We start from the raw sequence: 24,644 nt of genomic DNA on the forward strand, positions 1-24,644 counted from the left end.
GAGAATTCAAAATGGCGACTTTCACCACGACCGACGATGTCGAGATTTTTTACAAGGATTGGGGCAAAGGCCTGCCGATCGTGTTTTCCCATGGATGGCCGCTTTCGGCCGATGCCTGGGATGCGCAGATGCTGTTCTTCGGCCAGCAAGGCTATCGGGTCGTCGCCCACGACCGCCGAGGCCGCGGCCGGTCGGCGCAGCCCTGGGACAATAACAACATGGATCGGTATGCCGATGATCTGGCTGAACTGATCGAGCATCTCGGTCTGCGCGACGTGGTCTTAGTCGGCCACTCAACGGGCGGCGGGGAGGTCTCCCATTACATCGGCCGCCACGGAAACGACCGCGTCGCAAAGGTGGTTCTTGTCGGCGCCGTTCCGCCGCTCATGCTGAAAACCGCAGCTAATCCGAACGGGACTCCGCTCGAGGTATTCGACGGGATTCGCGAGGGAACGGCACTTAACCGCTCCCAGTTCTTCCGGGATCTGACGGTGCCGTTTTACGGATTCAACCGGGATGGCGTCGAGGAGGTGCCGGGATTCCGGGACAGTTTCTGGCTGCAGGGAATGGCTGGCAGCATCAAAGGGCAGTTCGACTGCATCCGGGAATTCTCCGAAGTCGACTACTCGGATGATCTGACGGCAATCCGGCGTCCGACCCTGATCGTTCACGGCGGCGACGATCAGATTGTCCCGATCGAGGCCTCCGCCCACCGCGCTGCGGAGTTGGTCGATGGTGCAGAGCTGAAAGTTTACGAGGGCAGCGGCCACGGATTGGCACAACTGGAGGCCGCACGCTTCAATGCCGATGTGCTGGAATTCATCCGGCGCTAAGCGGCCGTCCCGGAAAATACAAAAGGGCCGGCATGCCAGCCGGCCCTTCCCTCTGAAGCTGTCTGTCGAGATCAGGCGACGGCCTGGCCTTCCTTGCGCAGGTGATCGAGGGCGCGGTCGAGCCCGCGGCGGAAGCAGGCGAACATCTCCTCGATCTCCGACTCGGAGATGATCAGCGGCGGGCAGAAAGCGAGGCTGTCGCCGACAGCGCGCAGCATGACGCCTTCCTCGGTGGCGAGGTTGGCGATCATCGGGCCGACGCCGGCGCTGGCCTCGAACGGCTTCTTCGAGGCCTTGTCCTGCATCACCTGGATCGCGCCCATCAGACCGACGCCGCGCGCCTCGCCGACCAGCGGATGGTCGGAGAAGGACCGGAGCTGCTTTTGGAACACCGGCGCCATGTCGCGCGCCTTCTCTATGATGTTCTCCTCGTCATAGATCTTCAGCGTCTCCAGAGCGACGGCGGCGCAGACCGGGTGTCCGGAATAGGTGTAACCGTGGCCGAACGCGCCGAGCTCGGCACTGGCGTTCTTCACCGGCTCGTAGACCTTTTCGTTGATCAAGGTCGCGGAGATCGGCAGGTAGCTGGAAGAGAGGGCCTTCGCGCAGACCAGGATGTCCGGCTTCATGTCGAAGGTCTGGGAACCCCAGTAATTACCGGTCCGGCCGAAGCCGCAGATCACCTCGTCGGCGACGAACAGGATGTCGTATTTCTGCAGGACTTTCTGGACCTTATCGAAGTAGGTCTTCGGCGGAACGATCACGCCGCCGGCGCCCATAACCGGCTCGGCCCAGAAGGCGGCGACCGTGTCCGGACCTTCCTCGACGATCATCTTCTCGAGATTTTCCGCGAGCCGGGTGGCGTAATCCTCCTCGCTCTCACCCTCGAGCGCGTTGTTGTAGTGGTTCGGCTCTTCGGCGTGGATGAAGTTGGCGATCGGCGCATCGAAACCGCGATGGTTCATCGAGCGGCCGGTAAGGCTCGCGGAGGCCAGCGTAATGCCGTGATAGCCGTTCACCCGGCCGATGATCTTTTTCTTGTGATGCCGGCCGAGGGCATTGTTGTAATACCAGACGATCTTGATCGCGGTATCGTTGGCTTCCGAGCCGGAATTGTTGAAGAAGACCTTCGACATCGGCACCGGCGCAACGGAGATCAGCTTCTCGGCGAGGTCGATGCCGGGCAGGTGCGAGCGGTGCGCAAAGGTGTGGTAGTATGGCAGGATGTCGAACTGCTTCATCGCCGCCTGCTTGAGGCGGTCGTTGTGGAAGCCGAGCGACGTCGACCAGAGTCCGGCCATGCCTTCGATGTACTTCTTGCCGGCGTCGTCATAGACGTAGACGCCTTCGCCCCGGTCGATGATCAGCGGACCCTTTTCCTCGTGCGCCACGAAGTTCGTGTAGGGATGAAGCACATAGGCGACATCGCGTGCCGCCGGGGAATTCGGCTGGAAAGTCATTTCTGTTCTCCTTCGGGGACGGCACCGGGCGGGCCGTGGGGACAGAGCGCAGCATATCACGCCGAGGCCGCTTGAAAAGACCGCGTACCCGGAACCGGTCCCTCCATGTTGACGCGGCAATGTTGCGCTGCACCAATTCGCCGGAAGCATAGGTGTTTCAGGTGATGGGGTTCTTCGCGTTCTGCGTTGCATGCCGCAGTTTTCCTACATTTCAGAGTGTCCAAGGTCATTGACGGCGTTCCAGTGAAGGGGTTTTATGCTTCGATCCCGGCCGACCTGGTTTGCCGGGCCGCACCGTTTGCTCAATCCTCGTCTAGTTAGAGAAGGACCTGCGCGGTGCGTGACAGAGGCATCATTGGGGAGCATTTTATGCGCAAAGCATTCACCGCCCTTGCGGTCGCGGCAGCCGTTGTCGCTTCCGGAGGCGTAGCGGACGCGAAAACCTTTAAGTGGGGCTTTCAGACCGACACATCGTCGCTCGATCCGCACGCCCACAACGTGACGTTCACTCTCGGCTTCCTCGGTAACGTTTATGAGGGGCTCGTGCGTCGCGACGCCGACCTTCAGTTCGAACCGGGCTTGGCCACCAAGTGGGAAAACGTCGAGCCGACCCGCTGGCGCTTCTATCTGCGTCAGGGCGTGAAGTTCCACAACGGCAACGACTTCAACGCCGACGACGTCATCTTCTCCTACGAGCGGACTAAGAACGAGGACGCCAACCTGCGCGGCCGTGTCGTCGGGATCACCGACGTGGTCAAGGTCGACGACTACACCGTCGATTTCATCACGGAAAAGCCGAATCCCATCATCTACTACGAATGGGATACTTGGTTCATGATGGACAAGGAATGGTCCGAAGCCAACGGCGCGACCACTCCGACCAACCTGTCCAAGGGCGTTGAGAGCTTCGCGGCTCACAATTCCAACGGTACGGGCGCCTTCATGATCAAGGAGCGCCAGACCGACGTTAAGACCGTTCTGGTTCCGAACCCGAACTGGTGGGACAAGCCGCAGCACAACCTGACCGAAGTCATCATGACGCCGATCGGGCAGGACGCGACCCGCGTCGCCGCGCTGCTTTCCGGCGAAGTCGACATGGTCTATCCGGTTCCGGTGCAGGATATCGACCGGGTGAACAAGAACGACGGCACCAGCGTTCTGGTCGGTCCGGAACTGCGCACGATCTTCCTTTACATGGATATGTTCCGCGACGAGCTGCTCTATTCCAACGTGAAGGGCAAGAACCCGTTCAAGGACGTGCGCGTTCGCCAGGCGATGTATCACGCGATCGATATCGAGGCGATCAAGAAGAAGATCATGCGTGGTCTCTCCGATCCGTCCGCGATCATGATCTCGCCGAAGCTGTTCGATAAGTCCGAAGGCTTCGCCCGCCTCGGCTACGACCGCTCCAAGGCGAAGGAACTGCTGGCCGAAGCCGGTTATCCGGACGGGTTCGAGACCCGGATGGATTGCCCGAACGACCGCTACGTCAACGACGAGCAGATCTGCCAGGCGATCGTCTCCATGCTCGCCAAGGTCGGCATCAAGTCCACCCTGGTGGCCGAGCCGAAGGCGAAGTACTTCGCCCGCATCGCCCCGAAGGGCGGCAGCGACTACGCGTTCGGCCTGCTTGGCTGGACCCCGGGCAGCTTCGACTCCTGGAACGTGCTCTGGAACCTGCTCGCGACGCCGACTCCGGACATGGGCCGTGGCCTCTATAACTATTCCGGCTACAGCAACGCCAGGGTCGACGAACTCGCCGATCTGATTGGTGTCGAGACCGATAAGGCCAAGCGCGACGCGCTGATCGAAGAGGCCTTCAAGATCTCGACGGAAGAGGTCGCGACCATTCCGCTGCACCAGCAGGCACTCGCCTGGGGCAAGCGCGACAACATCGAGCTGAAGCAGCGTGCGGACAACCAGTTCCGCTTCTACTACGTCAACGTGAAGTAACTCACGGGCGACAAACAGCGGGCCGGTCCTTCGGGACCGGCCCCTGCCTTTTGAGAGATCTGCCAACCTGCCGGAAAGCGTGACCGTTTAATGGCCGCATTCATTCTTCGCCGGCTGGCCCAATCCATCCTTGTGATGCTCGTGGTCAGCCTCGTCGCCTTCTACATGTTCCAGTTCCTGGGCGATCCGATCAACCAGATGGTCGGCATCGACACGCCGCAGGCCGAGCGCGAGGCCCTGCGCGAACGGCTCGGGCTCAACGATCCGATGATCATCCGCTTCGGCAAGTTCGTGATGAACGCCGCGCAGCTGGATTTCGGTCTGTCCTACCAGCACAAGCAGCCGGTCGTGGACCTGCTCATGGAGCGGATGCCTGCGACGATCGAGTTGAGCCTCGTCTCCGCGATCATCGCTTTCTGCCTGGCGCTGCCGGCGGGTGTCTATACCGGTCTCTACAGACACCGGTGGAGCAGCAAGGCGCTGCTGACCCTGTCGCTGATCGGGATCTCGATCCCGACCTTCCTGATCGGCATTCTCTTCATCTACCTGTTCGCCGTCATTCTCGGCTGGCTGCCGTCATTCGGGCGCGGCGATGTGCTCACGCTGCCGGGCGGCTGGACCACCGGGCTGTTCACCGTCAGTGGCCTGAAAGCGATCATCCTGCCGGCGACCACGCTCGGCCTCTTTACCCTGACGCTGATCATGCGGCTGATCCGGGCGGAGATGCTGGAGGTTCTGCGGACGGATTACATCAAGTTCGCGCGCGCCCGCGGTCTGACCAACCGGGCGGTGAATTTCGGCCATGCCCTGAAAAACACGCTGGTTCCGGTCATCACCGTGACAGGTCTGCTGCTCGGCAACCTGATCGCGTTCGCGATCATCACCGAGAGCGTCTTTCAGTGGCCGGGCATGGGACGGCTCTTCCTGCAAGCGATCCAGGAGGTCGATCTGCCGGTGATGTCCGCCTATCTGGTGATGATTTCGTTCCTCTTCGTCGTGATCAACCTGATCGTCGATATTCTCTACTACGTCGTCGACCCGCGCCTTCGCGTCGAAGGTCACGGCGGCGGGCACTGAGGGCAGGGACATGACCGATACAACCACCACAAAATCCGCCGTCCGTCCCAGCCTGCTCTACCGGATCTGGGATCACGAGCTCTGCTACAGTTTCCGCAACTCCCCGCTGACCATCGGGGCGGCTGTCGTCACCCTGGTGCTGATTCTGGCGGCGGTTTTCGCGCCCGTCATTGCGCCGCATAACCCGTTCGATACCGCTTCCATCGATCTTATGGATTCCGAGCTGCCGCCGGTTTGGGTCGAGGACGGGGACATACGCTTCCTGCTCGGCACCGACAATCTCGGCCGTGACATTTACTCCACCATTCTCTACGGCATGCGGATCTCGCTGCTCGTGGGCTTTGCGAGCGTCGTGCTCTCGGCCGTGATCGGGATCGTTGCCGGCCTCGTCGCTGGTTATGTCGGCGGCAAGGTGGATGCGGTGATCATGCGGATCGCCGACATTCAGCTCTCGTTTCCGACGATCCTGATCGCGCTTCTGATCGACGGCATCTCGCGCGGCATTCTCGATCGCGAACTGCACGATGCCATGGTGATTCCGGTCCTCGTGCTCTCGATCGGGATTTCGAACTGGGTGCAGTATGCCCGTACCGTGCGCGGATCGACGCTGGTCGAGCGGAACAAGGAATATGTCCAGGCGGCCCGGGTGATCGGGCTGCATCCGGTGCTGATCATGCTGCGGCATGTCCTGCCGAACGTGATGGGACCGGTGCTGGTCATCGCCACGCTGGGCCTGGCCTTCGCCGTGCTGACGGAAGCGACCCTGTCCTTCCTCGGCGTGGGCATGCCGCCGACCGAACCGTCGCTCGGCACGCTGATCCAGATCGGCAACGACTTCCTGTTCTCGGGCCTTTGGTGGATCTCGATCTTCCCGGGTGCGACCCTCGCCATCCTCGTTCTCGCGGTCAATCTCCTCGGAGACTGGCTCCGCGACGCTCTCAATCCGAAGCTGCGCTAATGTCGAACCATCTTCTCGAAGTCAGAAACCTCCGGATCGAGTTCCCGACGCGGAAGGGGATTCTGACCGCCATCGACGATGTGTCCTTCCATATCGACGAAGGTGAAGTGCTCGGCGTGGTCGGTGAGTCCGGCGCGGGTAAGTCTCTCACAGGTGCGGCCATCATCGGCCTTCTGGAGCCGCCGGGCCATGTGGCCGGCGGCGAGATCCTGCTGGAAGGCAAGCGGATCGACAATCTGCCCTACGAGCAGATGCGCCGAATCCGGGGCCGCCAGATCGGCGCCATCTTCCAGGATCCGCTGACCAGCCTCAATCCGCTCTATACGGTCGGCCGGCAGCTGGTCGAGACCATCATGACCCATACGGACATGACGCCGACCAAGGCGCGCGAGCGGGCGATCGAGATGCTGACCGAGGTCGGCATCCCGGCGCCGGAGCGGCGTGTGGACCAGTATCCGCACCAGTTCTCCGGCGGTATGCGCCAGCGTGTCGTGATCGCGCTCGCGCTCTGCGTCAATCCGCGCCTCGTGGTGGCGGACGAGCCGACCACGGCACTCGACGTCTCGATCCAGGCGCAGATCATCTCGCTCCTGAAGAAGCTCTGCCGCGAGCACGGTACGGCCGTCATGCTGGTGACCCACGACATGGGCGTTATCGCGGAGACCGCCGACCGTGTGGCCGTCATGTATGCCGGCCGCATCGCCGAGATCGGCCCGGTGCGCCAGGTGGTGAAACAGGCCAAGCACCCCTACACGGAAGGCCTGATGGGCTCGATCCCCGTCATCGGGCACACCGAGGAGAAGCTGCGCCAGATCGAAGGCTCGATGCCGCGCCTGACCAGCATCCCGACCGGCTGCGCCTTCAATCCGCGCTGCCCGAAATCCTTCGACCGCTGCTTCAAGGAGCGCCCCGACCCGATGGAGGTCGACGGCACCAAGGTCGCCTGCTGGCTCTATGACAAGGAGACGGCCAATGTCTGAGCAAGCTGTCGCGACGCATGACACCGTGGATCACGAGCATCTGGAGAAAGGTGCGCCGATCCTCGCGGTGAAAAGCATGAAGCGTTATTTCGACGTTTCCGCGCCCTGGCTGAACCGCGTGCTGGAAGGCCAGCCGAAGCAGATCCTGAAAGCTGTCGACGGCATCGATTTCGAGATCAAGGCGGGCGAGACCTTCAGCCTCGTCGGCGAGTCCGGCTGCGGCAAGTCCACGGTCGCCAAGCTGATCGTCGGCCTGCACGGCCCGAGCAGCGGTTCGATCGAGTTCGAGGGCCGCGATATCGCCGGTCTCTCGCGAACCGAAATGGCACCGATCCGGCGCCGCCTGCAGATGATCTTCCAGGACCCCTATGCCAGTCTCAATCCGCGCTGGAAGGTCCGGGACATCATCGCCGAACCGATCAAGGCCTTCGGTCTCGCCAGCAGCGAGGACGCGGTGTCGGACCGGGTCGGCGAGTTGCTGACCCAGGTCGGCCTCTCCCCGGTCGACGGGGAGAAATACCCGCACGAATTCTCCGGCGGCCAGCGCCAGCGCATTTCCATCGCCCGCGCCCTTGCGAGCGAGCCGGACTTCTTGGTCTGCGACGAGCCGACCTCGGCGCTCGACGTCTCGGTGCAGGCGCAGATCCTGAACCTGATGCGCGACCTGCAGAAGGAACTGGGGCTGACCTACCTCTTCATCAGCCATAACCTCGCCGTGGTCTGCCATGTCTCCGACCGGGTCGGCGTGATGTATCTCGGCCGGCTCGCCGAGGTGGCACCGTCCGAGACCCTGTTCAGCCGACCGCGTCATCCCTATACGCGGATGCTGCTGGACACCATCCCCGATCTTGAGATGTCGGGTCGCGAGCGGATGCCGGTGGGCGGAGAGGTTCCGAACCCTATCACGCCGCCGCCGGGCTGCGCCTTCCATCCGCGCTGTCCTTTCGCGAACGACCGCTGCAAGACCGAGCGCCCCGAGCCGCGGGCGACCGGGGACGGGGCGCTCGTCGCCTGTCACGGCGTCGAGGAGGGCCGCGTGCCGGACGATCCGATCATGGGCAAGGTGCCGGTGCCGGAAGGGCTGAACGCCTAACTTCAACGCTGTCGTGATTCCTGTGAAAGCAGGGACCCAGTGGGCGCCGGGCCAAGTTCACGTTCCCTGGGTCCCCACTTACGTGGGGATAACAACTATCTTGGCGCTTACTCTAAGCAATTGAGTTCCGTACGCCGATTTGTTCAACTCCCCCGGTTCTGTTCTGGGGGAGTTCACGTGCGTAAGACCGCCATATCCATTCTCGTCCATCCGGCCACGCTCATCGTTTCCACATTGCTCGTCATGGCCATGGCGGGCGTGGTCGGCGGCGGGATCTTGCCGGCTTTTCTCGAAAGCCTGAAACCGGATGTTGTCGCTGGCGATCTCGAACTCACAGACGATATCGCGGTGATCCTTGTGACCTTTGGTGTGTTTCTCGAGGAACGGGAGCTGCTGGCCAAACGGATCTTCGGCGAGGAGATGCCGGAGGGCGAGCATATGATGAACGAGCATGCGGAGTTCTACGGCGCCGTCCTGCTGCTGGTCGGCCTCGTCATGGAAATCGTCGATCAGGCCTTCGAGCCGCTGCTGCTGAACAACGGCCTCGCGACCGCGGGGCTCAGCCTCATGGTGCTGTTCCACGCGACGACGATCCTCGTCGGCCTTGGTTACATCCTGACCTTCTTCCGGCGCGCGCCGGCACACTGAGCGCCGAAAATGGGGGCCGGCTACTTGGCGTAGCCGATCTCCTCAAGCGCCTCCTTGATCTCCGGCAGGATCGCGGGATCGTCGATCGTCGCCGGCATCGGATAGTCCTGGCCGTCGGCGATCTTCTGCATGGTGCCGCGGAGGATCTTGCCGGAGCGGGTCTTCGGCAGGCGCTGGACCACGGTGGCTTGCTTGAAGGCGGCGACCGGGCCGATCTCCTTGCGCACCATCTGCACCAGTTCCTGGACGATCTGCTCTTCCGGAGTGTTCACCCCGTCCTTCAGCACCACGAAGCCGAGCGGGACCTGACCTTTCAGCTGGTCTGCGACGCCGATCACGGCGCATTCGGCGACCGCCGGATGGTTCGCCAGAACTTCCTCCATGCCGCCGGTGGAGAGGCGGTGGCCGGCGACATTGATGATGTCGTCGGTCCGGGTCATCACGTAGATGTAGCCGTCCTCGTCCATGTATCCGGCATCGCCGGTCTTGTAGTAGCCGGGATAGTCGGCGAGGTAGCTTTCCACATAGCGCTCGTCGTTCTGCCAGAGCGTCGGCAGAGCGCCCGGCGGCAGCGGCAGCTTGATGGAGATCGCGCCGATATCGCCGCGCTTCACCTCGTTGCAGGCCTCGCCGAGGATCTGCACGTTCCAGCCGGGAACCGCCCGGGTCGGGGAGCCCGCCTTGACGGGAAGCTGCTCGATGCCGAGGCAGTTGGAGGCGATCGGCCAGCCGGTCTCGGTCTGCCACCAGTGATCCACTGCCGGTACCTTCAGCTTCTCCTCGCACCAGTGCAGGGTGTCGGGATCGCAGCGCTCGCCGGCGAGGAACTGGGCCTTGTAGTGGCTCATGTCGTAGTTCGCCAGCAGTTTGCCGTCCGGGTCTTCCTTCTTGATCGCGCGGATCGCGGTCGGCGCAGTAAACATGGTGGAGACCTTGTGCTCCGAGATCACCCGCCAGAAGGCGCCGGCATCCGGCGTCCCCACGGGTTTGCCCTCGTAGAGCATGGTCGTGCAGCCGTGAAAGAGCGGTGCGTAGACGATGTAGGAATGGCCGACCACCCAGCCGACATCAGAGGCGGCCCAGAAGACCTCGCCCGGATCGACGTTGTAGATGTTCTTCATCGACCATTTGAGCGCGACGATATGGCCGCCGGTGGCCCGCACCACGCCCTTAGGTACGCCGGTGGTGCCGGAGGTGTAGAGGATATAGGCGGGATCGGTCGCCTTCACCTCGGCACAGGCGGCGGGCGACGCGCCCTCGTGGGCCGCGTTCCACTCGACGTCGCGCCCCTCGGTCAGCTCCGCTTCGGCCATTGGCCGCTGATAGACGATGCAATGGTCGGGCTTGTGCTTCGCCATCTCGATGGCACCGTCGAGCAGCGGCATATAGGCAACGGTACGGCCGGGTTCGATGCCGCAGGAGGCGGTGACGATCAGTTTCGGCTTGCAGTCGTCGATCCGTTTCGCGAGCTCGTTCGACGCGAAGCCGCCGAAGACGACGGAATGGACCGCGCCGATCCGGGTCGTGGCAAGCATGGCAATCGCGGCCTCAGGGATCATCGGCATGTAGATGATCACCCGGTCGCCATAGCCGACGCCATATTTCTCAAGCGCGCCCGCGAAAGCGGCGACCTTGTCGGTCAGCTCACGGTAGGTGAAGCTCTGCTTGGTGTCCGTGACCGGGCTGTCATAGATCAGTGCCGCCTGTTCGCCGCGGCCTTCTTCGACATGACGGTCGAGCGCGTTATAGCAGGTGTTGGTCGTGCCGCCCTCGAACCAGCGGTAGAATGGAGGATTGCTGTCGTCGAGGACGCTGTCCCAGCGCTTGAACCAGAAAACATCGTCTGCGGCCTCGCCCCAGAATCCTTCCGGATCTTCCAGCGATCGCTTGTAGACCTCGTCAAACTGGCCCATTTCCCGGACCTCCCCTTCAGCATCTTCTTGTTCAGCTTGTTGCGACCCATCGTTGACGGCGCGGGGGTGCAAATCAAGTCCCAGATTGCCGCATGCCGAGGCGGAGAGGCGTCTTGCGGTCAGCCGAATAATTTGCCGAGAATACTTTCCTGCGGCTTACCGTTGCCGGTCTCGTCGGCGACGGCTTCCCGTGCCGGTTTCCGGTCGGCAGCAGGCGCTGTCTCCTTCCGGGCGTGGCGGACATAGGAGTTAACTGCATGCCCCTGGAAGCGGAAGAGACCGAGCTTTTTCAGTGCCTCGATGGCGCCTTCCTCGATGCAGTTGAAAACAATGCAGCGCTCCGGTCCGATAGCCTGAAGCGCGGTTTCGAGCGACGCCCATTCCTTTGCGTGCTCCGGCGTCAGGTGCCGGTCCCACATGAACTTGATGAAATCGAAGCGCGTGTGATCGACCTCCAGTTTCGGCAAAGAGTTCCAACGGATGCCGTCGAGCGCGACCGGAAACTGTTCCTGCTCCAGCGTCGACACCATGCGGTCGAAGGCAGGGCGCTCATGAAGCGCCTCGACATAGGGCACTTCGAGGATGACGCGGCTGCGGGCGCTGATCGGTATGGCCGCGAAGGACTCCTCGAATTCGCCCTCGTTGACCACCGTGCTGTTCACGTTGACGGTGAAGGTCTTGCCGGTTTTGAGCCGATCGTCGACCAGATGGTCGAGCATACGGACATCGATCACTTCGATGATCTTTTCGAACAGCCATGGGTTGGCCCGGATGTTCTGGGCGAACATGTCGTCCAGTGCGTCGATCGAAACGGTAAGGGCTCCCGCCATGGGCACCGGATGGTGTTGTTGGGAAAGATCCCAGATCGTCTGCTCCCGGACCAGGTTCGAAATGTCCGCGTTACGCAACGAGGTGAAGAGGCTCATGTAGCCGCCGAAGACATGATCGTCTTGATCCGAGACCGGTGGTGCGTCCGGCTGCTCTTCCATTAGCCGATGGCAAAGTTTGGCCAATCGGCCCCCGTCGTCGGCGAGACGGAATTGCTGCTGTCGCGCACCGCCGCGACCGGTGCGCTTTAGGAAAGCTCCCAATTGCTCGACGGCTGCGACGGTTTTCGGAGCTTTGCTGCTCGGGGTCACGAGCGCGACAAGGTTGTGCGGCAGGCGGTAGAGGTCGCCGGGGACGACATTGACCCGGGCAATCAGGGTGCGGAAGAAGATCGGGTCGCTGATGTGCGGAACTGCGGAGAAGTCGACGATCACCGCCGTCAGATCCTCGTGACCGGAAGCGGGTCTCTTCGTCAGGGACAGTAGTTCGGCCTCTTGAGTCCGCATTGGGTACCCGTAACGTTACGTCATCGCAAAGAGTCTGCCTGATCAGCCCCTTCCAATGCAATTGCCGAGCCTAAAAGAGCGCTCTCCCGACGGCGACGGCTGCAGTGCCGCACAGAACGGCAACAAGCGCATTCGAGCCGAGTGCTGAGAGTCCCAGTGTCACGACCAGACCGGCTCGTTCCAGCCAGCCGATATTCCAGACCGTAGGCGCGAGAATGGCAACCAGCACCGCCCCCGGAATGGCCTGCAGCCAGCGCGAAACGAAACCGCCTTCCGGGATCCAGCGCATCATCAGGAAGCCGCCGAGGCGGGTGAAATAGGTGACGGCGCCCATCAGCAGGATGGCGACCAGCGCGGTGGTGTCGAAGCTCATGTCGAGGGCGAACAGATCAGCGGTCACGGATCAGTCCTCCGACCAGGGATCCAGCGACCCCGCCAACGATGACATGGGCGTTCCCGGGAATGAAGGAGTCGGCGAGAATCGCGCCGATGGCCGCCGTCGCCCACGGCAGAAGCTGCTTTCGGCCGGTCCAGATCGGCTTGATCATGATGACGAAAAAGGCCGGCACGAGAACATCGAAGGCGAGCGCTTTGGGATCGAGCGCGGCGCCGCCGATGGCATGCCCGATGGCCGTGCCGGTCACCCAGGTGCACCAGAGCAGCATCCCGGAGCCCATCAGCAGCGCGGCGTCGGTCTCGCCCTTCCGGCGCTCGCCGATTGCCATCGCCCAGTTGATGTCGGTCAGGAAAAAGAAGCTCGCCCAGATGGTGCGCTGTTTCAGCGGGCGGAACCATTCCCGCATCGAGGCGCCCATCAACAGCATGCGCGAATTCACCCCGAGGGTGGTCAGCGCGATGACCAGGAGCGGAAGGGGGGACTGCCAGAGATCGATGATCGCGATCTGCGAGGCACCGGCGAAGACCACCCCGCTCATGACCACCGCTTCCAGCCAGCTCATCCCGGCATCGCGCGCGACCACGCCGACGGCGACCGCGAAGAAAAAGCCGCTGATGGCGACGTGCCAGATCAGCGCCATGCCGCGGCGCAGGCCCGCGGGGGTGAATGTCGTTTCCATGCTCGATCCAATCGTTCGAGCGCAAGGCATGCGCGCGGCAACGCTTCGGGGTCAAACGAGATTTTGTTGCGATGCAATTTAGGAAGGCTAAAGCCCGCTTGGTCAGCCGGCGAGTTTTTGCATCACCAGGGTCGGTGCGTCGTGCCGGACGGCCCGCTCTGCCCGCGGGGTGCGGCCGAAACATTCCCGGTAGCATTTAGAGAAATGACTGGCGGAGACGAAACCGCAGGCGAGCGCGACGGAGAGAATCGACATGCTGGTCTGGGCAAGCAGCTGGCGCGCCCGCTGAAGGCGCAGATTCAGGTAATAGCGGGTGGGCGTGCTGGAAAGATACTTGCGGAACAGCCGCTCAAGCTGACGGGTCGAGAGACCGGCCTTGTCGGCGAGAGCGGTCTGGCTCAGCGGCTCTTCCAGATTGGCTTCCATTTCCGCAATGACGGCGATCAGCTTCGGATGGCTGACCCCGAGACGGGCGCGCAGCTCCATGCGCTGATGGTCGTGCGGCTCGCGGATGCGGTCGTGGATGAACTGCTCCGAGACTTCGTTCGCCAGCTTGAAGCCGTGCTGACGGGCGATCAGGTGCAGCATCATGTCGAGCGCCGCGGTCCCGCCGGAACAGGTAAAGCGATCGCGGTCGATCTCGAACAGGTCGGAGGTCACGTCGATCTCGGGGAATTCCTCGGTGAAACCGCCAAGATTTTCCCAATGGATCGTGCAGCGGCGATCCTCCAGCAATCCGGCCCGGGCCAGCACGTGGGCGCCGGTGCACACAGAGCCGACCGCCGCGCCCTGTCGAGACAAGCGGCGCAGCGCGCCGAATACGCGGTCGTTCCTGTAGTGGTGTGCGTCGATCCCCGAGGCGACGATGATGACATCGGAATCCTTGAGGTCGAAGATCGAGCCGACGGTCATGACCTCGACGCCGTTGCTGGCTGCGACCGGACTGCCGTCCTCGCCGAAAACGCGCCAGTGATAGAGCGTCTTTCCGGCCATCCGGTTCGCCGAGCGCAGTGGCTCGACCGCCGCGGTAAAGGGAAGCAGCGAGAAGTTCGGCGTCAGAAAAAAGTCAACGGTTAGCGGAACGTCGTTAGGGTCGTCGAACATTCGTGGTCGTACTCTCCGCCGAGCGGGTTCTTGTTTTTGCTTCCCGTCCCATGCCGGCACGTCGCGAAAAGGATAAATCCAAGTTGGGGGTGCCGAGCAATGAAAATAAGGCGTTGAGCTTCGTTTTCGATAGCTAGGATCGCCTTGTGCGTCGTGTGCTGGATACTAGGTCGGGAATAGGCGATTTCTTCTATGGGTAAAGGCTCGGAAACAGGCGGGTACGATTCACTGTATGGCTTGATCGGTATGAGCCTCTCGGCGAGCGGAATGAGTCTTAGAGGGGGATTTCATCCGGATCGGGGGGAGGTCGTGCTCGAATCGGGCGAGCTTGTCGAAACCGTATTGCTCGTCGGGCATTCGGGTTCACGGATCTGGGCTAGTTTCACCGCTGCCGGAACGGCTGGGCCCGATCCGCTGGATGCATGGAGCCGAACCTCGATCCGGCGGGTTGCCGAGGAGTATGGCGGTCATGTCGTGATGCCTTCGGATGGGCCGCCCTATTGGCCGTTCCAGCGCTGGGCGATGCGCGCCGAACCGGTGTTTCCGTCGCCGCTTGGAATCCTCATTCATCCCGAGTTCGGTCTCTGGCACGGCTATCGCGGCGCGTTGTTATTCGAACGCCGTCTGGATCTTCCGGAGCCGGTCTCCGCGCGCAGTCCTTGCGAGACTTGCGTCGATCGTCCTTGTCTCCACACCTGTCCGGTCGGGGCGTTCGGCGATCGCGGTTACGATGTGATGTCCTGCCGTGCGCATCTGCGTTCCGGTGAGGGGGCGGAATGTCTCACCGGATCCTGTCTTGCGCGCCGCGCCTGTCCGGTCGGCGTCGAGTACCGCTATGAGAGCGACCACGCCGCGTTCCATATGGCGGCGTTTCTGGACGGCTTGCCCGGATAGCAAAACGGCCGGTCTGGGACCGGCCGTCTGCATATCCTCGTTCGCGCCGTTCAGGGCACTTCGGAAATCGATTCCAGCTGGGATTCCGGCGGCGCGGCGGTGCCGCCCGCTTTCGTCACCGCCTGATCGAGATCGAGCTGCGAGCAGAGACCGAGCAGCACCGGATGGCGGGCCGTAATGTTCTGGGAGTTCCAGTGAGTCCGGTCGCGGACTTTGTTGATCGTGTCCTTGGTCGTGCCGACCAGCTTGGCGATCTGCGCGTCTTTTAGTTCCGGATGGTGTTTGACCAGCCAGGCGATGGCGTCCGGCTTGTCGCCGCGCTTGGAAACCGGAACATATTTCGGCCCCTTGGAGCGCGCCTGCGGCTTCGGCAGGGTACTCACCTGCATCTTCATACGGTAGGACGTGTCTTCCTGCGCCTTGTCGATTTCGCCCCGGTCGAGCTGTCCGTTCTGTACCGGATCGATGCCCTGGATACCGTAGCTCACTTCGCCGTCGGCGATGGCCTGGACCTCAAGCGAATGCAGGCCGCAGAAGTCGGCGATCTGCTCGAAGGTCAGCGCGGTATTGTCGATCAGCCAGACGGCGGTGGCCTTCGGCATCAGCGGTTGCGCCATGATATCTCCTTTGACGGACTGCGCTGCCTACATCCAGCCAGCGGATCCGTTCTTGCTTGGTTTTCCGAATTGTTCTGAATGGTGGATATATAGACCAAGATGCGAGAGGGTCCAATCATTAGTCTCCGGAAATGGCCTCAAGACGGCGCGATTTCCGGGGCAGGGACCGCAACCGACCGGACGACGGGAGACATGACCGTGGATTTCGAAGATCTGGAGCCGAAAAACAAGCTGCGCAAGAAGGTCGATCTCTCGACCTGGAACATCGAGGATCTCGAAGAATATATCGAGAATATGAAAGCGGAGATTGTCCGAGCGGAAGCGGCGATCGCGGAAAAGCAGTCGGTAAGCTCCGCGGCGGAATCCCTCTTCAAACGCTAGAGGCGGCCCGACGGCGCTTGCGGCGCGGCCGCAATCGCTATATCGCAGGTGCGGTAATCTCACGATTTGTACGGGAACAGGCTCATGCAGGGAAAGACGGCGCTCGTCACCGGTTCGACCAGCGGGATCGGCGCGGCCATGGCCGCCGCGTTCGCGGCAGAGGGCGCGAATATCGTCATCAACGGACTTGGCGATGCGGCCGATATCGAGAAGGGCCGTGCCGCCCTGGAAGCCGATTATGGCGTCTCCGTGCTCTATCACGGCGCGGATATGACCAAGCCGGACGAGATCGCCGACATGGTCCGTGCTGCGGAGGACCGTTTCGGCTCCGTCGACGTGCTGGTGAACAATGCGGGTATCCAGCATACCGACCCGATCGAGGATTTTCCGGTCGACCGCTGGAACGCCGTCATTGCGATCAATCTCTCCTCCGCCTTCCACACGATGCGGGCCGCACTTCCGGGAATGCAGAAGCGGGGCTGGGGCCGGATCATCAATATCGCCTCGGCGCATGGGATCGTCGCGTCCGTCAACAAGTCGGCCTATGTTGCCGCCAAGCACGGAATCGTAGGCCTGACCAAGGTGGCTGCGTTGGAGAATGCCCAGTCGGGTGTGACGTGCAACGCGATTTGCCCCGGCTGGGTGAAGACGCCTCTGGTTGTCGCGCAGATCGAGGCGCGGGCGGAGAAGAACGGCACCAGCATCGAGCGGGAAACCCAGGCCCTGCTGCTCGAGAAGCAGCCGTCCGGACAGTTCACCACGGTCGAGCAACTCGCGGGAGCGGCTGTCTTCCTTTGTAGCGAGGCGGCCAGCAACATGACAGGGACCACGATGACTCTCGATGGCGGCTGGACCGCGCAATAAGACGCGAAGCGGAGGCGCCTCATGAGAGGGAAGACCGTTATCGTCACCGGTTCGACCAGCGGAATCGGCGCGGCGCTCGCAGGCGCCTTTGCCGGTACCGGCGCGACCGTCGTGCTGAACGGTCTTGGCGGAGCCGAAGAGATCGAGGCGGCGCGCCGCACCCTCGCTGAAAGACATGGTGTGGAGGTGCTCTATCACGGCGCGGACATGACCCGCCCGGAGGAGATCTCGGACCTTATCGCAAGCACCGAGCGGCGTTTTGGCGCGGTCGATATTCTGGTCAACAACGCCGGCGTCCAGCATACCGACCGCATCGAGGACTTCCCGCCGGAGAAGTGGGATGCGCTGATCGCGATCAATCTGACGGCAGTTTTCCATGCGACGGCTGCCGCGCTGCCGCTGATGAAGCGCAAGGGATGGGGGCGGGTCATCAATGTCGCCTCGAACCATGCCTTTGGCGGAGGTGTCACCAAATGCGCCTATGTCGCGACCAAACACGCGGTTCTGGGGCTAACGAAGGTGACGGCTCTTGAGACCGCCGGGAGCGGCATCACCTGCAACGCGATCTGTCCCGGTTGGGTGAAGACGCCTCTCGTGGATGCTCAGATCGAGGCACGGGCAGCGCGGGACGGTCTCGACATCGAGGAGGCAACTTGGCGGTTGCTGATCGAGCAACAGCCCTCTGGCCGGTTCACGATGTTCGAGCAGCTCGGCGCCGCCGCGCTCTTTCTGGCGAGCGATGCGGCGGCGAACATGACGGGGAGCAGCATCACCCAGGATGGGGGATGGACTGCGCTCTAAGCGCTCAGAAAGCAAACACCCGCCGAGTTTTTCGGCGGGTGATGATGGCTTTCGGGGGTGAAAGCTCTCTACAGGCACATTGGTGTTCTAGGGCCGGAGATTGCTCATTTCGTCCTTGATCGCGAGTTTCATCCGTTTGATTTCCGCGATTACCGAGCTGTCCGGCATGGGTCTGGTACGTTCGACTTCGAGATTGCGTTCCAGAGATGCGTGGCGTTCCTTAAGCGATTCGATACGCTCTGCTTCTGCCATGCCCAATACCCTCCTTTGTTTTGTCGTGAGAGTTTCCTCGAACAATTAGAGGATAGGTGTCTTTTGGGGCTTGCGCAATCATTCTGCCTCGGGCATGTTGCGCGGTTTTTTGGTTAAAGGGTGCAACGCACTGGATTCGCGAAGCAAATTCTTTTCATGAGAAAATCACAAAAAAAGAGGCTGATTGTCGGCATCAGCGGGGCGTCCGGAGTGATCTACGGCGTGCGCTTGCTGGAGTTGCTGAAGTCGCTCCCCGACGAAGAAAAGGTGGAAACCCACCTGATCATGAGCCGCGCCGCGGAGGTTACGCTGGCACATGAAACCAGCCTCAAGGTCCGAGATGTCGAGGCGCTTGCGGACGTCGTGCATGCCAACAAGGATATCGGGGCATCCGTGGCGTCCGGGTCGTTCCGCTCGCTCGGCATGATCATCGCGCCCTGTTCGATGAAGAGCCTCGCCGAGATCGCCACAGGTGTGACCGATACATTACTGTCACGTGCCGCCGATGTGGTGCTGAAGGAGCGCCGGCGCCTGGTCTGCATGGTGCGTGAAACGCCACTCCATTCCGGTCACCTGCGGAACATGCTCGCGCTCTCCGATATGGGGGCGGTGATCGCACCGCCCGTGCCCGCCTTCTATGCCAAGCCGGAGACGATCGAAGACATGGTCGACCATTCTCTCGGCCGTACCCTCGATCTGTTCGATCTCGACAGCGGTACGGTGCATCGCTGGAAGGATGGGGAGAGCCGGTGAGCGGCTTTGCAATCCGACGGCTGGAGGCGGGTGACGCCGGTGCGTTCCTCGCGCTGAGGCAGCTGGCGCTCGAATCTTGCCCGGCAGCTTTCGGCGCCGCTCCCGAGGATGATTTTCTGCAATCCGAAGCGGATGTGCGCACACTTTTCGCGCGCCGCGGGGATGGGGCGGTATTCGGAGGGTTCGCGGAGAGGCTCGTCGGATGTGCGGGTTTCTATCGCGACAAAAAGATCAAGGAGCGCCACAAGGCCCATCTCTGGACCATGTTCGTCGAACCGGAATTTCGCGGCCGGGGGGTGGCCCGGGCGTTGCTTGAAGCGGTCCTCGCTCATTGCGCCCGGACCGAGGGTGTTACCGACATACATCTTGGTGTTTCGGACCGGGCGTCCGCGGCACGGGCGCTCTACGAGGGATTCGGCTTCGTCGCCTGGGGCGTGGAGCCCAGAGCGCTTCAATTTCAGGATGTTACGGTTTCACTAAGGCACATGGTTCTCACGATACGCCACGCTGAATAAGGCGCTGCGCAACGTTCGATTGAACCGTTCGATGTCACATTTCTGTCGCCCCGCTGACTCTGACTTGACATTTCCTCTGGGGGCTTTACCGTCTGTCCCGGGCAAGTTGAACAGGGTGCTCAAAGTCTAAAAAAGAATACAAAAAGGGCCGCGCTTCGGCGCGGTCCTTTGATTCTGGAGCGGTGGTTCCGAGGCGGCGTTCGAACCCTCCGGGAATCACCCCGAGCACCCTCCGCCCGCCCCCTTATCTGTCTTTCCTTGCGTCCCGCTCGGCATCCGTTGAAGATCGCCGCAAAATACGACCGGCGCCCATCAGGGAGGGACAGAGGATGGCTTCCGACGGCAATCTTTTCGGGTTCGACACGCTCGCCTTGCATGCGGGCCAGCAACCGGACAGCGATACCGGCGCACGTGCGGTGCCGATCTATCAGACAACGTCTTACGTGTTCCGCGACGTCGAGCATGCGGCCTCCTTGTTCAACCTCGAGCGGGCCGGGCATATCTATTCCCGCATCTCCAATCCGACAGTCGCGGTGCTAGAGGAGCGGGTTGCCGCGCTCGAGGGCGGGGTCGGCGCGGTCGCGACGGCGAGCGGGCACGCGGCGCTGCATCTCGCGATCGCGACCCTGATGGGGGCCGGTTCCCATATCGTCGCGTCCAGCGCGCTTTATGGCGGTAGCCACAACCTTTTCAGCCACACGCTCCCGCGCTTCGGCATCGAGACCACAAAGGTGCATCCGCGCGACATAGAGGGCTTCCGGAAGGCGATCCGGCCGGAAACCCGGCTGGTCTTCGCCGAAACGATCGGGAATCCGGGCCTTGAGGTCCTGGACATCGAGGCGCTTGCCGAAGTGGCGCATGAAGCGGGCATTCCGCTGATGATCGATTCCACTTTCACAACGCCCTATCTTTGCCGTCCCTTCGACCATGGCGCCGATCTGATTATGCATTCGGCGACCAAATGGCTCGGCGGGCACGGTGTTGCGATCGGCGGCGTGCTGGTCGACGGCGGGCGTTTCGACTGGGAGGCGTCGGGTAAATTCCCGACCCTGACCGAGCCTTATGCCGGCTATCACGGGCTCGATTTCGCCGAGGAGTTCGGCCCGCAGGCCTTCTGCATGCGGGCGCGGGCCGAGGGGCTGCGCGATTTCGGTGCCTGTCTCTCGCCGCAGAACGCCTTTCATCTGATGCAGGGCATCGAAACCCTGCCGCTGCGGATGGACCGCCATGTTGCCAACGCGCGCAAGGTTGCGGCCTTCCTCGAAGATTCCGAAGCGGTCGAATGGGTGCTCTATCCGGAGCTGGACAGCCACCCCGACAAGGCGCTCGCGCAGCGCCTGATGCCGAAAGGCGCGGGCTCGATGATCGCTTTCGGCATCAAGGGCGGCCGGGATGCGGGCAAGACTTTTATCGAACGGCTCGGGGTCTGGTCGCATCTCGCCAATGTCGGCGACGCGAAGTCGCTGGTCATCCATCCGGCCAGCACCACGCATCAGCAGATGGATGCGGAGATGATGAAGGCTGCGGGTCTGTCGGAAGACCTCGTGCGGCTCTCGGTCGGTCTGGAAGATGCGGACGACCTGATCGCCGATCTGAAACAGGCGCTGCGCGCCGCAACCATGCGCAAGGCGGGATAAGAAGATGAAGTTCGACGTTACGGGCCGGGAGGCTTTCGCCGCGACCGGCGGCCGCCCCTTTGACGGAGGCAAACCGGCTCTGCTGATGCTGCACGGCGCGGGCATGGACCATACGGTCTGGTCGCTGCAGTCTCGCTATTTCGCGCATCACGGCTATACGGTGCTCGCCGTCGATCTGCCGGGGCATGGGCGCAGCGCCGGACCGGTCCCTGAGACCATTCCGGCCTTCGCCGAGTGGTGTCTCTCGGCTCTAGAAGCGGCGGGCGCGGGCGACGTCCTCGTGATGGGGCATTCTATGGGGGCCCTGATCGCGCTTGAGGTCGCGGCCCGGCTTGGGACCCGCGCGAAGGCGCTGGCGCTGCTCGGCTCCGTGCCGGAGATGAAGGTGCATCCGGACCTGCTCGGCGCTGCCCGGAGCGGCAATCACGCCGCGCTTGAGACCATGGTCGGCTGGGGTGTTGGACGCCGGGCGCAGATTGGCGGCCACCGTGCGCCCGGGAGCTGGGTCTCCGGCGCAAGTATGCGCCTGCTGGAAGCGGGCGACTATGCCACCCTCGCTGTAGATCTTGCCGCCTGCGATGCCTATGGCGGGGCTCTGGAAACGGCGGCAAAAGTCACTTGTCCCGCACTTCTGCTGTGCGGGGCCGATGACAAGATGACCCCGGCCAAACTCGCCCAGCCGCTCGGCAAGGCCCTGCCGGACTGCACTATGGCGGTGCTGAAGGGGGCGGGGCACATGATGATGATCGAGCAACCGGACGAGACGCTGGACGCGCTCGCGGAGTTCTTTGGAGACAAGGTGTGAGCGAGGAGACTGTTGTCGAGACCCGGGACCGTTTCCGCTGGTGGCTGGAGATTCCGACCCGCTGGATGGACAACGACGTCTACGGGCACGTCAACAACGTGCAGTACTATTCCTATTTCGATACCGCGGTGAACAGTCACCTCATCCGCGAGGCTGGCCTCGACATTCACAACAGCCCGGTGATCGGTCTCGTGGTCGAGACCCGCTGCCAATTCAAGAAGTCGATCGAGTTTCCGGAGACGGTCGACGCGGGCATCCGGGTCGAGAAGATCGGCCGTTCCAGCGTGGTCTATTCCGTCGGCCTGTTCCGTGCGGGCGACGACGAGATCGCCGCGCTCGGCCATTTCGTGCATGTCTATGTGGAGCGCGAGACCCAGACGCCGGTGCCGATTCCGGAGCGAATGCGCGCGGCGATGGTGCCTCTTCTGCTCGGCTGATCCGCCGGCGTTATCTGGTGCGGGAGATCTTGTAGAGCCCGTCGACGATCTGCTGGCCGATGGCGCCGACCTCGCCTTTCATCTTGGTCGCAACGACGGCTTTTAGCGCGTCGACATGGGCCTTGATGGCGTCGATATCGTTATGGCCGCGCGCGCCGGGGGCGCCGAGTTCCAGATAGCGGTTCATCGAGGTCGCAATCTTCTCGACCATAGGGTAGCCGAAGCTCGCGCCCTGGGACCGTAAATCGTGCATGACCGTATAGATCGTGCGCTCCGGCCCTTCCGGCTCCGCGCCATCCGCCGCGAGAAGCTCGACCGCCGCGTCCAGTTTCTCGATGCTGTCCTTCGCGGTTTCGGCGAGATCGATATTGGCGACTGCGTCCGCAAGCGCGGCTTCGGCCTTGGCGATCAGGCGCTCGTCCATACGCGCGGTACCGCCCACGAGGTCCTTCAGCTTGTTCGGCTGATGGATGACCTCGTAGGACCCTTTCGGTGACTGGGCCATCCTCTATCCCTCACGATCCTGCATGACTGGGCTCTCGCGCCGCGCTCTTCGCCCGCGCATCGCGGTTGCGAATCTCGGCTTCCCGGCGTTCCTCGCCGTCGAACGGCTCAACCTTGCGGCGCCGGTCCGGGCCGAAGTAATCGTCTGTCCGCACGAATGGGCGGGGATGCTCGATCACCGCGACCAAGCGCTGGATCAGGCCGACACCGGTAAAGGGCTTGGCCATGAATTCCGTCACGCCGGCATCGCGCGCCATTTCGATGCGATTGGATTCCGTATAGCCGCTCACCATGATGATAGGCAGGAACTCGTCCGGGCTGTGCTCCGAGGTGCGGATCCAGCGTGTCAGCTCGACCCCGTCCATTTCCTCCATCACCCAATCGGTGATGATGACGTCGACCTGGTACTCGCCGAGCTTGCGGATAGCGTGATTGCCGTCCCGGGCGTCGATGATGTTCTTGACGCCGATCGATTGTAGAATCGCCCGCAGGACCTCCCGCATCGGCTGGCTGTCCTCGACGATCATCACGCAGAGGCGCTGAAAGCGCGCTTCGTTGATCGGCCCTTGTGACATTACGAACCCTGTTTCCCGGCCCCATTGCCTTGAACTTTCCGGGGGCCTTCGAAAATCGCTTTGAGATCGAGGAGTTTAATCGACTTCCGATAGGTAAGGCTATAGTCAGATTATTTCTCTCTCAATCCAAAGTGGCGAATAAAATTAGCAAATGCCGCATATGGCGATTTGTAGAGTAAGTGCAAAAAGCCACCGACAAAGGTGCGCTAGGACACAATATCTGGTATAGAATTTATTTAAATCGACTAGACAGGGTCTGGCTGGTTTTGGCGGAAATCCGGGGCTGGTGGAGGAACTCTCTGTCCGGCGCTCTTGACTTGGCGACCGATTCGCAGATTGTTCCGGCCCGCCGGAACGGTCGGGCGCTTACGCCGCCGCGCCGGTGTTTCGCAGGAGCCGGACTCACTTGAGGACTGAAGGTAATGGCTGGGCATTCCCAATTTAAGAACATCATGTACCGGAAGGGCGCGCAGGATAAAAAGCGCGCCAAGCTTTTCACGCGACTGATCCGTGAAATCGCCGTTGCGGCGAAATCCGGTACCGACCCGAGCGCAAATCCGCGCCTGCGCTCCGCCATCCAGGCAGCCCGCGAGGCGAACATGCCGAAGGACAATATCGACCGTGTCCTGAAGAAGGCCGAGGGCGGCGGCGAGGACGATAACTACGAGGATATCCGCTACGAGGGCTATGCGCCGGGTGGTGTCGCGATGATCGTCGAGGCGCTGACCGACAACCGCAACCGGACCGCCTCCGAGGTGCGCGCGGCTTTTTCCAAGCACGGTGGCACGCTCGGCGAGACCAATTCGGTGAGTTTCATGTTCGACCGGATCGGGCAGATCAGCTATCCGGCGGACAAGGCCGACCCGGACGCGATGTTCGAGGCGGCGCTCGAAGCCGGCGCGGAGAATGTCGAATCCTCCGACGACGGCCACGTCATCACTTGCGCGCCGGACGACCTGAGCGCTGTCCGCGAGGCGCTGTCGGAGCAATTCGGTGCGCCGGAAAACGCGGAACTGACCTGGAAGCCGCAGAACACGGTGCCGGTCGACGAGGGGCAGGCCGAAACCATCATGAAGCTGCTCGCGGTTCTCGAGGACAATGACGACGTGCAGTCGGTCTCGGCCAATTTCGAGATTCCGGATGATGTCATGCGCAAGTTGACGGCGGCGGCCTGACGGCG

The 24,644-nt window shown here is 62.3% G+C and carries 27 protein-coding genes; 17 read left to right on the forward strand and 10 right to left on the reverse strand.

All coding sequences use genetic code 11. The features are described 5' to 3' along the window. Nucleotides 1–128 precede the first annotated feature (128 nt). Nucleotides 129–833, forward strand: a complete 705-nt coding sequence (locus NUH88_RS15170; RefSeq protein WP_308220100.1) for an alpha/beta fold hydrolase — start codon at nucleotides 129–131, stop codon at nucleotides 831–833. Between the two features lie 71 nt (nucleotides 834–904). Here NUH88_RS15170 and NUH88_RS15175 read toward each other — a convergent pair whose 3' ends face one another. Continuing rightward, a complete protein-coding gene (locus NUH88_RS15175) occupies nucleotides 905–2,293 on the reverse strand; it encodes an aspartate aminotransferase family protein (RefSeq protein ID WP_257767245.1) in 1,389 nt (462 codons plus the stop codon). Between the two features lie 369 nt (nucleotides 2,294–2,662). Here NUH88_RS15175 and NUH88_RS15180 point away from each other — a divergent pair, with 369 nt between their 5' ends. The 6 genes from NUH88_RS15180 (at nucleotide 2,663) to NUH88_RS15205 (ending at nucleotide 9,002) form a co-directional block, all read left to right on the forward strand. Next, entirely contained in the window at nucleotides 2,663–4,246 is a 1,584-nt protein-coding gene (locus NUH88_RS15180) for an ABC transporter substrate-binding protein (protein ID WP_257767246.1), read from the forward strand. A 90-nt stretch (nucleotides 4,247–4,336) separates the two neighbouring features. Next, nucleotides 4,337–5,323, forward strand: a complete 987-nt coding sequence (locus tag NUH88_RS15185) for an ABC transporter permease (protein WP_257767247.1) — start codon at nucleotides 4,337–4,339, stop codon at nucleotides 5,321–5,323. Between the two features lie 10 nt (nucleotides 5,324–5,333). Further along, nucleotides 5,334–6,281 (forward strand): ABC transporter permease, encoded by a 948-nt coding sequence (locus NUH88_RS15190; RefSeq protein WP_257767248.1) that lies wholly within the window; start codon nucleotides 5,334–5,336, stop codon nucleotides 6,279–6,281. Next, nucleotides 6,281–7,261 carry an ABC transporter ATP-binding protein gene (locus NUH88_RS15195; protein ID WP_257767249.1) on the forward strand — a complete coding sequence of 327 codons (981 nt, stop codon included), beginning with the start codon at nucleotides 6,281–6,283 and terminating at the stop codon, nucleotides 7,259–7,261. The genes NUH88_RS15190 and NUH88_RS15195 overlap by 1 nt, the downstream gene beginning before the upstream one ends. Further along, nucleotides 7,254–8,354 carry an ABC transporter ATP-binding protein gene (locus NUH88_RS15200; RefSeq protein WP_257767250.1) on the forward strand — a complete coding sequence of 367 codons (1,101 nt, stop codon included), beginning with the start codon at nucleotides 7,254–7,256 and terminating at the stop codon, nucleotides 8,352–8,354. The genes NUH88_RS15195 and NUH88_RS15200 overlap by 8 nt, the downstream gene beginning before the upstream one ends. A 177-nt stretch (nucleotides 8,355–8,531) precedes the next feature. Beyond that, nucleotides 8,532–9,002 carry a hypothetical protein gene (locus tag NUH88_RS15205; RefSeq protein WP_257767251.1) on the forward strand — a complete coding sequence of 157 codons (471 nt, stop codon included), beginning with the start codon at nucleotides 8,532–8,534 and terminating at the stop codon, nucleotides 9,000–9,002. A 20-nt stretch (nucleotides 9,003–9,022) separates the two neighbouring features. Here NUH88_RS15205 and NUH88_RS15210 read toward each other — a convergent pair whose 3' ends face one another. The 5 genes from NUH88_RS15210 to NUH88_RS15230 all read right to left on the reverse strand — a co-directional run bounded on the left by NUH88_RS15210 (nucleotide 9,023) and on the right by NUH88_RS15230 (nucleotide 14,429). Continuing rightward, complete coding sequence (locus NUH88_RS15210; RefSeq protein ID WP_257767252.1) at nucleotides 9,023–10,915, reverse strand: propionyl-CoA synthetase; 1,893 nt, start codon at nucleotides 10,913–10,915, stop codon at nucleotides 9,023–9,025. A 119-nt stretch (nucleotides 10,916–11,034) separates the two neighbouring features. Further along, complete coding sequence (locus NUH88_RS15215) at nucleotides 11,035–12,249, reverse strand: hypothetical protein (protein ID WP_257767253.1); 1,215 nt, start codon at nucleotides 12,247–12,249, stop codon at nucleotides 11,035–11,037. A 70-nt stretch (nucleotides 12,250–12,319) separates the two neighbouring features. Then, the gene (locus NUH88_RS15220) at nucleotides 12,320–12,649 is read right to left on the reverse strand and encodes an AzlD family protein (protein WP_257767254.1); all 330 of its coding nucleotides are present in this window, start codon (nucleotides 12,647–12,649) and stop codon (nucleotides 12,320–12,322) included. Beyond that, nucleotides 12,639–13,325 carry an AzlC family ABC transporter permease gene (locus NUH88_RS15225; RefSeq protein WP_257767255.1) on the reverse strand — a complete coding sequence of 229 codons (687 nt, stop codon included), beginning with the start codon at nucleotides 13,323–13,325 and terminating at the stop codon, nucleotides 12,639–12,641. Before NUH88_RS15225 ends, NUH88_RS15220 begins: the two co-directional genes overlap by 11 nt. Nucleotides 13,326–13,427: 102 nt before the next feature. After that, on the reverse strand, nucleotides 13,428–14,429 hold the full coding sequence (locus tag NUH88_RS15230) for a GlxA family transcriptional regulator (protein WP_257767256.1): 1,002 nt from the start codon (nucleotides 14,427–14,429) through the stop codon (nucleotides 13,428–13,430). A gap of 309 nt (nucleotides 14,430–14,738) precedes the next feature. Here NUH88_RS15230 and NUH88_RS15235 point away from each other — a divergent pair, with 309 nt between their 5' ends. Further along, nucleotides 14,739–15,323 (forward strand): ferredoxin, encoded by a 585-nt coding sequence (locus NUH88_RS15235; protein WP_257767257.1) that lies wholly within the window; start codon nucleotides 14,739–14,741, stop codon nucleotides 15,321–15,323. A gap of 50 nt (nucleotides 15,324–15,373) precedes the next feature. On the opposite strand, the gene NUH88_RS15240 is transcribed toward NUH88_RS15235, so the two are convergent. Continuing rightward, complete coding sequence (locus tag NUH88_RS15240; protein WP_257767258.1) at nucleotides 15,374–15,940, reverse strand: DUF1013 domain-containing protein; 567 nt, start codon at nucleotides 15,938–15,940, stop codon at nucleotides 15,374–15,376. Nucleotides 15,941–16,138: 198 nt separating this feature from the next. On the opposite strand from NUH88_RS15240, the gene NUH88_RS15245 reads away from it, so the two are divergent. The 3 genes from NUH88_RS15245 (at nucleotide 16,139) to NUH88_RS15255 (ending at nucleotide 17,986) form a co-directional block, all read left to right on the forward strand. Then, entirely contained in the window at nucleotides 16,139–16,321 is a 183-nt protein-coding gene (locus NUH88_RS15245; protein WP_372743521.1) for a DUF1192 domain-containing protein, read from the forward strand. An 84-nt stretch (nucleotides 16,322–16,405) separates the two neighbouring features. Continuing rightward, a complete protein-coding gene (locus NUH88_RS15250; protein WP_257767260.1) occupies nucleotides 16,406–17,185 on the forward strand; it encodes a 3-hydroxybutyrate dehydrogenase in 780 nt (259 codons plus the stop codon). Between the two features lie 21 nt (nucleotides 17,186–17,206). Beyond that, nucleotides 17,207–17,986, forward strand: coding sequence for a 3-hydroxybutyrate dehydrogenase (locus tag NUH88_RS15255; protein ID WP_257767261.1), 780 nt, complete (start codon nucleotides 17,207–17,209; stop codon nucleotides 17,984–17,986). Between the two features lie 87 nt (nucleotides 17,987–18,073). On the opposite strand, the gene NUH88_RS15260 is transcribed toward NUH88_RS15255, so the two are convergent. Beyond that, on the reverse strand, nucleotides 18,074–18,238 hold the full coding sequence (locus NUH88_RS15260) for a YdcH family protein (protein WP_257767262.1): 165 nt from the start codon (nucleotides 18,236–18,238) through the stop codon (nucleotides 18,074–18,076). Between the two features lie 156 nt (nucleotides 18,239–18,394). Between NUH88_RS15260 and NUH88_RS15265 the strand changes: the two genes are divergently transcribed. The 5 genes from NUH88_RS15265 (at nucleotide 18,395) to NUH88_RS15285 (ending at nucleotide 22,385) form a co-directional block, all read left to right on the forward strand. Next, nucleotides 18,395–18,991, forward strand: coding sequence for a UbiX family flavin prenyltransferase (locus tag NUH88_RS15265; protein ID WP_257767263.1), 597 nt, complete (start codon nucleotides 18,395–18,397; stop codon nucleotides 18,989–18,991). Then, nucleotides 18,988–19,506 carry a GNAT family N-acetyltransferase gene (locus NUH88_RS15270; RefSeq protein ID WP_257767264.1) on the forward strand — a complete coding sequence of 173 codons (519 nt, stop codon included), beginning with the start codon at nucleotides 18,988–18,990 and terminating at the stop codon, nucleotides 19,504–19,506. Before NUH88_RS15265 ends, NUH88_RS15270 begins: the two co-directional genes overlap by 4 nt. Before the next feature lie 329 nt (nucleotides 19,507–19,835). Further along, the gene (locus NUH88_RS15275) at nucleotides 19,836–21,143 is read left to right on the forward strand and encodes an O-acetylhomoserine aminocarboxypropyltransferase (protein WP_257767265.1); all 1,308 of its coding nucleotides are present in this window, start codon (nucleotides 19,836–19,838) and stop codon (nucleotides 21,141–21,143) included. A gap of 4 nt (nucleotides 21,144–21,147) precedes the next feature. Next, a complete protein-coding gene (locus tag NUH88_RS15280) occupies nucleotides 21,148–21,948 on the forward strand; it encodes an alpha/beta fold hydrolase (RefSeq protein ID WP_257767266.1) in 801 nt (266 codons plus the stop codon). Beyond that, nucleotides 21,945–22,385 (forward strand): acyl-CoA thioesterase, encoded by a 441-nt coding sequence (locus NUH88_RS15285; protein WP_257767267.1) that lies wholly within the window; start codon nucleotides 21,945–21,947, stop codon nucleotides 22,383–22,385. The genes NUH88_RS15280 and NUH88_RS15285 overlap by 4 nt, the downstream gene beginning before the upstream one ends. Nucleotides 22,386–22,395: 10 nt before the next feature. Here the strand turns inward: NUH88_RS15285 and NUH88_RS15290 are convergent, their stop codons facing one another. After that, the gene (locus NUH88_RS15290) at nucleotides 22,396–22,890 is read right to left on the reverse strand and encodes a hypothetical protein (RefSeq protein WP_257767268.1); all 495 of its coding nucleotides are present in this window, start codon (nucleotides 22,888–22,890) and stop codon (nucleotides 22,396–22,398) included. A 10-nt stretch (nucleotides 22,891–22,900) separates the two neighbouring features. Then, nucleotides 22,901–23,464, reverse strand: a complete 564-nt coding sequence (locus NUH88_RS15295; RefSeq protein WP_257767269.1) for a response regulator — start codon at nucleotides 23,462–23,464, stop codon at nucleotides 22,901–22,903. Between the two features lie 422 nt (nucleotides 23,465–23,886). Between NUH88_RS15295 and NUH88_RS15300 the strand changes: the two genes are divergently transcribed. Then, nucleotides 23,887–24,639, forward strand: coding sequence for a YebC/PmpR family DNA-binding transcriptional regulator (locus tag NUH88_RS15300; RefSeq protein WP_257767270.1), 753 nt, complete (start codon nucleotides 23,887–23,889; stop codon nucleotides 24,637–24,639). Nucleotides 24,640–24,644: the final 5 nt, after the last annotated feature.

It is taken from the genome of Nisaea acidiphila (assembly GCF_024662015.1).
Lineage (GTDB): Bacteria > Pseudomonadota > Alphaproteobacteria > Thalassobaculales > Thalassobaculaceae > Nisaea > Nisaea acidiphila.